Origin of the sequence: Candidatus Bandiella numerosa (genome assembly GCF_021811875.1) — a bacterium.
In the GTDB taxonomy this organism is placed as follows: domain Bacteria; phylum Pseudomonadota; class Alphaproteobacteria; order Rickettsiales; family Midichloriaceae; genus Aquirickettsia; species Aquirickettsia numerosa_A.
Window position 1 is genome coordinate 1 of record NZ_JAJBJD010000174.1, and the last position, 2030, is coordinate 2030.

Annotated in this window: 3 protein-coding genes; all 3 read left to right on the plus strand. The window is 31.0% G+C overall.

Annotated elements, in window-relative coordinates; translation table 11 throughout:
• The first annotated feature begins 121 nt into the window (after positions 1-121).
• From L8D11_RS05115 to L8D11_RS05125, 3 genes are read left to right on the plus strand one after another with little or no spacing between them, the layout of a single operon-like run.
• Positions 122-544 (plus strand): VirB8 family type IV secretion system protein, encoded by a 423-nt coding sequence (locus L8D11_RS05115; RefSeq protein ID WP_236870591.1) that lies wholly within the window; start codon positions 122-124, stop codon positions 542-544.
• On the plus strand, positions 528-1274 hold the full coding sequence (locus L8D11_RS05120; protein ID WP_236870592.1) for a TrbG/VirB9 family P-type conjugative transfer protein: 747 nt from the start codon (positions 528-530) through the stop codon (positions 1272-1274). Before L8D11_RS05115 ends, L8D11_RS05120 begins: the two co-directional genes overlap by 17 nt.
• A gap of 4 nt (positions 1275-1278) precedes the next feature.
• The gene (locus L8D11_RS05125; protein WP_236870593.1) at positions 1279-1956 is read left to right on the plus strand and encodes a hypothetical protein; all 678 of its coding nucleotides are present in this window, start codon (positions 1279-1281) and stop codon (positions 1954-1956) included.
• Positions 1957-2030: the final 74 nt, after the last annotated feature.

Sequence of the window (2030 nt, forward strand, 5' to 3'; positions counted from 1 at the left end):
GATCTGTAATAATTACTTTCTCTGCATTTGCAACATATTATTTCTGACATATACTAACCTTATTTGTGTTATTGTGCATATCATATCAGCTTTCTCAATTGTATGCTATATTTGTTTAGCAATGCCAGCAGATGAGGCGATTAGAAGATATTTTGTAATGAAATACATTAGGGCAAGAGAGGAATATTATTCTGGGACATTTAATAGAAATTTTAATGACGTGGTTAGGGTACTGTCAAGCTCAGATGTATATTACAGTGATTATAGAAGTAAATTTGGTTATAATAATCCTTCTAGTCCGTATAATATGTATGGAAGTAGCTCATATAGAACTGTAGGCTTAAAATCCATAATATTTCCTTCAGCAACTTCTGCGCAAGTGAGGATTGATTTAACCGTTGCTGGACAAATTAATTTGGTTATGAATAAGATTATTTACATGGAATTTGATTATTTTAATCTAAATATGAGTCAGGCAGATAGATTAATAAACCCTCTCGGATTTCAGGTAACTTTATATAGGATAAATGATGAAAATAATTAAGAAATTAGCATTAATAACGATCTGTTATTTATTATTTATTTGCACTATTTTTGCCGTAGACAATCCAATTTCAACGGATAGTAGAATAAAAACTTTGATCTACAATCCAAATGAAATTTTTAGGATAGTGGTGCATTATAATTTCCAGACCAGCATTGAGTTTGAAAAAAACGAAGAAATTAAAACCATTTCTACAGGAAATAGTTATGCCTGGCAATTAACCCCAATGGATAATAGGCTTTTTATTAAACCACTGGAGGATAATATTTTAACCAACATGACGGTTATTACTAATAAAAGGGTGTATCAGTTCGAGATACAATCTAAGCCATATTCAGGTTACATCGATAATGAGTTGATTTATGTTGCAAGGTTTTATTTTCCGAGTCCTGATGAAAAAATTGCATACCCTGAAATTCAAAAAAATGAAGAGGAGAATAGTGGTTTACTTGATATTAAACCATATAATTTTGACTATATAATGGTTGGTCCTGTTAAATTTTTACCTTCTAAAATCTTTGACGATGGGATTAAAACTTACATATATTATGAGAAGAATATTAATTTGGATAAGCCTAATGTTAAGCTTGTCAAAGGAAATGATGAAGTTCATAACATTAAGCCTATGATAGTTGGAGATTATTTAGTTATTGATAATGTAGGGAAAATTTTAGAACTAAGTTTTAATAATAATGTTATTGAAATAACCAATAAGAAATACTTAAATTAAGTCTATGACTCAAGAAGATCAGATAAATGACATAAATAATACAAAGCGGGTTCAAGATAATGAAGAAGTTGTTGAAGAAAATAAAACTTTTTCTACCGTTTCAATTGCATCAGGTCAAAAAAAATTATTGTTAGTAGTTTTGATATTACTGGTAGCAGGTGTAATTTACTACTTTGTTTTTGAAGATAAAGACTCAAAAACTAATGACAAGCCTGAGGTTGTTGATAAAAAAGAAAATGAACAAATATTGAAAAATTCTAAGCCAGTTCCAAAACATGATCAAGATACTGAGTTAAATAATGGTGCTAAAGATTCTAAGCCTATCTCAGCACCAGAGGTGGGAGCTCCTACGCCACCACCACCACCACCGCCTAAAATAGATATACCTCAAAAACCAGTGTTGCCACTACCGCCAAGTTTAAGTGGAGATAATGGTGATTCATCTTCTTCAAAAAGTATATTCCATTCTCCTTTTTCTGATGATAGTGAAGAAGAGAAAAAGAGACAAATGGCTATAGAGGCAAAGAAAAAAGCAGGTATTATGGTATCAGGTGGAGGAGGTAGTGATAGTGGAGGTTTATTGGGTGCTGGAAAAAAAGAAGCAACTCCACCAAAGAAGAATTCATCTGATTTTTTGGCATTGCTAAACAAATATAGCATACAATTGAGAAAGCTGATATGATATGCACAATAACACAAATAAGGTTAGTATATGTCAGAAATAATATGTTGCAAATGCAGAGAAAGTAATTATTA

Excerpts from the sequence above, each read along its gene's own strand:
- L8D11_RS05115 (WP_236870591.1), top strand. The coding sequence starts at position 122 with ATGCCAGCAGATGAGGCGATTAGAAGATATTTTGTAATGAAATACATT.
- L8D11_RS05120 (WP_236870592.1), top strand. The coding sequence starts at position 528 with ATGATGAAAATAATTAAGAAATTAGCATTAATAACGATCTGTTATTTA.
- L8D11_RS05125 (WP_236870593.1), top strand. The coding sequence starts at position 1,279 with ATGACTCAAGAAGATCAGATAAATGACATAAATAATACAAAGCGGGTT.